The 4,257-nt window shown below is 66.7% G+C and carries 4 protein-coding genes; 2 read left to right on the top strand and 2 right to left on the bottom strand.

The window, feature by feature from the left end; all coding sequences use genetic code 11:
• Positions 1 to 69 precede the first annotated feature (69 nt).
• The gene (locus EOA33_RS25945; protein ID WP_127406934.1) at positions 70 to 819 is read left to right on the top strand and encodes an SDR family oxidoreductase; all 750 of its coding nucleotides are present in this window, start codon (positions 70 to 72) and stop codon (positions 817 to 819) included.
• Positions 820 to 843: 24 nt separating this feature from the next.
• Here EOA33_RS25945 and EOA33_RS25940 read toward each other — a convergent pair whose 3' ends face one another.
• Complete coding sequence (locus EOA33_RS25940; RefSeq protein WP_127406933.1) at positions 844 to 1,764, bottom strand: zinc-binding dehydrogenase; 921 nt, start codon at positions 1,762 to 1,764, stop codon at positions 844 to 846.
• A 138-nt stretch (positions 1,765 to 1,902) separates the two neighbouring features.
• Between EOA33_RS25940 and EOA33_RS25935 the strand changes: the two genes are divergently transcribed.
• Entirely contained in the window at positions 1,903 to 2,709 is an 807-nt protein-coding gene (locus tag EOA33_RS25935; protein WP_126058271.1) for a helix-turn-helix transcriptional regulator, read from the top strand.
• A gap of 28 nt (positions 2,710 to 2,737) precedes the next feature.
• Here EOA33_RS25935 and EOA33_RS25930 read toward each other — a convergent pair.
• A partial coding sequence (locus EOA33_RS25930) for a cation:proton antiporter (RefSeq protein ID WP_127406932.1) occupies positions 2,738 to 4,257 on the bottom strand: 1,520 nt, incomplete at its 5' end.

Genomic DNA, 4,257 nt, shown 5'->3' with positions numbered 1-4,257 from the left:
GTTGAGCGGCAACATCGCCTCTCGCCATGGCTTGCGCCTTCGGCTACATGTCCGGCCGGAGACCGCGACATGGCCGAGACCGATACAAGAAAAACCATCGTGCTGACCGGTGCCAGCCGGGGCATCGGCCATGCGACGGTGAAGCGCTTCTCGCGTGAGGGCTGGCGCGTCATCACCTGCTCGCGCCAGGCTTTCGCCGAGGACTGTCCGTGGCCAGCGGGGCCGGAGGACCACATCAAGGTCGATCTCGCCGACCAGGAGGATGTCGGCATCGCCGTCTCGGAGATCCGTCACCGGCTGGAGGCGCATGGCGGCCAGCTCAACGCGCTGGTCAACAATGCCGGCATTTCGCCGAAGCTGAAGGACGGCAGCCGGATGAACTCGATCGACACGCCGATGCATGTCTGGCGTGACGTGTTCCAGGTCAATTTCTTCGCGCCGATCATGCTGGCCAGGGGCCTGTTCAAGGAGCTGGCGCAGGCGAAGGGCTCGATCGTCAACGTCACCTCGATCGCCGGCACCCGTGTGCATCCCTTCGCCGGCACGGCTTACGCGACATCGAAGGCGGCACTGGGTTCGCTGACGCGCGAGATGGCGCATGATTTCGGCCCGCACGGCATCCGCGTCAACGCCATCGCGCCGGGCGAGATCGACACCGCTATCCTGTCGCCGGGCACCGACAAGATCGTCGAGACGATCCCGCTCAGACGCCTCGGCGCGACGTCGGAAGTCGCCGACATCATCTTCTTCCTGTGCTCCGGGCAGGCGTCCTACGTCACCGGCTCGGAAATCCACATCAATGGCGGCCAGCACGTCTGAACCTCGATTTCGGGGCAAAATCGCTCATCCGGTCATGGTGAGGACGGCCTTGCCGCTGAAGCTGCGCTGCCGCAGGGCGTCCAGCGCCTGGCCGATGTCTGTCCACGGCACAGTCAAGGCGACGCGGGTTTCCAACCGGCCAGCCGCGACCAGGGCGAGCAGTGAGACGATATCGGCGCCGATGGCTGGACCGGACGTATAGTAGGCGAAGGTCTGAAGCCTCGCCCCTTCATGGCCCGGAACGAACTGGCGAAATCCGACGGGCGTCAGTTCGCCGCTGCTTGAACCGAACATGACGATGGTGCCGCCCGGCGCGACGCGTTCGATCGCGTGCGCGAGGCTTGCGCCGCCGACCGACTCGGTGATCAGCGAGAACGGCCCCTCGGCCCGCTCGATCGACTCGACGACACGTTCGGCGCCCAGCCCACGCAGGTCCTCTTCATGCCGGGCGGCGGCGATCGCCGTCACCGAAGCGCCTTGCTCGCGGGCGATCTGGATCTGGAAACGACCGACCGCGCCGCTAGCGCCGGTGATCAGGACCCGCTGGCCGGCGAGGTCACCGCCATGGCGCAACGTCCTCAGCGCCGTCGTGCCGGCGACCGGAAGCGTGGCGGCGGAGCCGAAGCCGACGCCGTCCGGCAGGACGGCGAGACGGTCGGTCGGAACCGCGACACGTTCGGCCCAGCCGTGCTCGTCGACCAAAGCTGCGACCCGGGTCCCCACGCCAGGCCCGGAGCCATCGGTTGCTGCCCGTTCGACGACGCCGACGATGTCCTGGCCGGGTATCCAGCCGTCCGGGCGTATGCCGAGCAGGCGCAGCTCACCCCGGTTCAGCGAGGTTACGTGGACCGCAATGAGCGCCTCGTTCGCCAAGGGCCGAGGGTCCTCGACCTCGGCCAGCCTAAGCCCGGTGGCGCTGTCGGACGCGATGACGAGGGCGAGCATGGGGCTGTACCTTCCTGGACCAAGCCGGCGATGGGCGCGCAGCGTCAACGCGATCGCCATGCGCAAACCGGAGCCTATCGACTTCCATGGTCTAAGAATTTAGCTATAATTGCACACGGTCGCTAAAAACAGTCAATCATGAGACAGCCTCTTCGCTACCCATGGCTCGATTTCGATGTCGACGACGTCCACGCGCCGGCAATCGCCGTGCGCGTCGATGTACCGGAGACCAGGGCCGAGGTGCGCGACCACTGGCATCGCAAGGGGCAGCTCGTCTTCGCGCTGGGCGGCGGCGTCACCTGTCGGGTTCCGAGCGGCCTGTGGATGGTGCCGCCGCATTGCGCCGTGTGGATTCCGGGCGGCATGCAGCACAGCAACATCGCGACCGCCAATGCGCGGATTTTCTTCGTTTATCTCGAACCGGGGGCCGCCGAATTGCCGGACCGGTGCTGCACGCTTTCGATCTCGCCGCTGCTGCGCGAGCTGATCATCGAACTGTCGGATTGCGCGCCGGAGGAGGCACGATGCGGTTTCCTGGGAGGGATCCTGCTTGCCGAACTGCCGCGCATGCCTGTGCAGCAATTGCACCTGCCGATTTCGGCCGAGCCGCGCTTGCGGCGGATCGCCGAGGCGTTAGCGGACGATCCCGCCGACCGCAGCACGCTAGCGGAATGGGCGAACCGCGTGGCGCTCAGCGAGAGCAGTCTGGCACGCCTCGTCGTGAAGGAGACAGGGCTGACCTTCGGGCGCTGGCGCCAGCAGCTGCACCTGATCGTGGCGCTGCGCGAACTCGCCTCAGGCGCCAGCGTGCAGCAGGTCTCGGGCGATCTCGGCTATGAATCCGTCACGGCGTTTATCACCATGTTCAAGAAGGCGCTGGGCAAGCCGCCGGCAAAATATCTCAGCGATATCGCGCAAAACGGCGGCTCCGCATTTGTCGCTTGATCAACCTGGCTGGTGCAGGACGCGCAACTCAAACGGCTTGCGGTTTGATCTCCGGGGCGCGGGCGACCTCTTTCAACCCAGCGGGTGACCTACCCGTCACCACCTCGACGATGCCGCGCGCGATCTCGCGCTCGCCCATGATGACGGTGTCGGCGCCGAGTCCCTTGAGATGCTCGACCTCGGCATCGGAGTGGGCGCGGGCGATGACATTGATGCCGGGGTTGGCGGCGCGGGCGCGCAGCACGATCTGACCCGCCTCGAAGGCATTCGGAATTGCAAGGATCAGCCGCTTGGCGCCTTCCGGATTGGCGGCCGAAAAGACGTCCGCATTGGCGCCATTGCCGGCGATGGTTTCGACGCCATCGGCCTTCAGCTTCGCCAGCGTCTTGTCGGCGTCCTCGATGACCAGGAAGGGCAGGGCGGCTTGCTTCAGCGCCGCGCCGACGAGGCTGCCGACACGGCCGTAGCCGATCAGGATGGAATGGCCGGTAAGCGCGGTTCTTGGCGGCGGGCCGTCTTGCTTTTGCGGCGAAGCCGTCACCGAAGCCACCTGGCCGGGCTCGGTCGCCGGGCCGATCGGCCTTGCCTCTTCCGGCGGCGATGCCTTGGCCGAGCGTGCCTCCAGCCACGGTGTCATCCAGTCGATGGCCAGGAACATCAGCGGGTTGAGCAGGATCGACAGGATGGCGCCGGCAAGGATCAGGTCGCGACCCTGCTCGGGCAGGAGCTTCAGGCCGACACCGAGTTCGGCCAGGATGAAGGAGAATTCGCCGATCTGCGCCAGGCTGGCCGAGATCATCAGCGCCGTCGCGATCGGGTAGCGGAAGGCGACGACGATTACGAACGCGGCCAGCGACTTGCCGAGCAGGATGATGGCCAGCGTCGCCAGGATCGGCCAGCCATTGCTGACCAGGCTGAACGGGTCGAACAGCATGCCGACCGAGACGAAGAACAGCACCGAGAAGGCATCGCGCAGCGGCAGCGATTCCTCGGCCGCCCGGTGGCTGAGCTCGGATTCGCTCATGATCATGCCGGCGAAGAAGGCGCCCAGCGCCAGCGAGACGCCGAACAGCTTTGCTGCCCCGAAGGCGACACCCAACGCAATCGCCAGCACCGCCAGCCGGAACAGCTCGCGCGACCCGGTATGGGCGACATAATGCAGGATCCAGGGAATCACGCGGCGGCCCACCACCAGCATAACGATGACGAAGGCCACCACCTTGGCCAGCGTGACGCCGACGACGCCCCAGATGCCGTAGTTGGCCGGCAGCGCCAGCAGGCTGGCATGGTCGTCGGCCTGCGGCTGGCCGCCCAGCACACCGGCAAGCGCCGGCAAAAGCACCAGCGCCAGCACCATAGCAAGGTCCTCGACGATCAGCCAGCCGACGGCGATGCGGCCGCGCTCGGTCTCGATCAGCCGCCGTTCCTGCAAGGCGCGCAGCAGCACCACCGTCGAGGCGACGGACAATGCCAGGCCGAAGACCAGCCCGGCGCCCATCGACCAGCCGAGCAGCCAGGCAAGGCCGACGCCGAGCAGCGTGGCAAAGC

This window comes from Mesorhizobium sp. M4A.F.Ca.ET.050.02.1.1 (assembly GCF_003997725.1).
In the GTDB taxonomy this organism is placed as follows: Bacteria; Pseudomonadota; Alphaproteobacteria; order Rhizobiales; family Rhizobiaceae; genus Mesorhizobium.
Note: the sequence above shows the minus strand (reverse complement) of the source record. Positions and strands in the feature narration are given on the sequence as shown.